The sequence below is a fragment of the Dellaglioa sp. CoH-57-MRSF-18 genome (genome assembly GCF_056781995.1).
Window position 1 is genome coordinate 1 of record NZ_JBXAXX010000061.1, and the last position, 524, is coordinate 524.

Below are 524 nucleotides of genomic sequence, written 5' to 3' on the forward strand. Positions count from 1 at the left end.
CCTCTATCCACGTACTGGACGATGCCGCAATCGGGAACCACAGCTGACTACCGTACCCACCATCAGTTTGGCGATTTGTCGCGTACTTGTAGTGTGCACTTGCCACGGCCCACTGAGTAGTGGACACTTGTGTCATCAGCGTCGGCTCAGCATCCGCGTTATTCTCATGAACCAAGAGCGCAGGGACAAACGGATTCATCATCTGGTTCGGAGGAATGACATCCGACCACGCGTAAACGTTTAGGATTGCTGGGTTTTGCTGAACAGTAACCTGAATCAGTGCCATTGCCTGCTGGAGCTTCAAAAGGCAGTGCAACGAATAAGTGTTGACGGTCGCAGCCGTCATATTCGGGTACTTAAGCTGTGGCTTTTGGAATACGGCCTTGGCAAACAGTACGTCGCCCGGCAGATACAGGCCTACCTCACCGAACTCGAAGTAGCCTGCATCAGGCGGCAGTTCACACAAAATGTCGAGCGTATCGGGCGCAACAAAGTTGTAGGTAGTTGGAACACCTGTGTACAGT

At 52.5% G+C, this 524-nt stretch carries 1 protein-coding gene; it reads right to left on the bottom strand.

Annotated elements, in window-relative coordinates:
- Positions 1-524 (bottom strand): hypothetical protein (locus AC1RPG_RS08055; protein WP_481762479.1); only part of this gene is annotated, 524 nt, incomplete at both ends.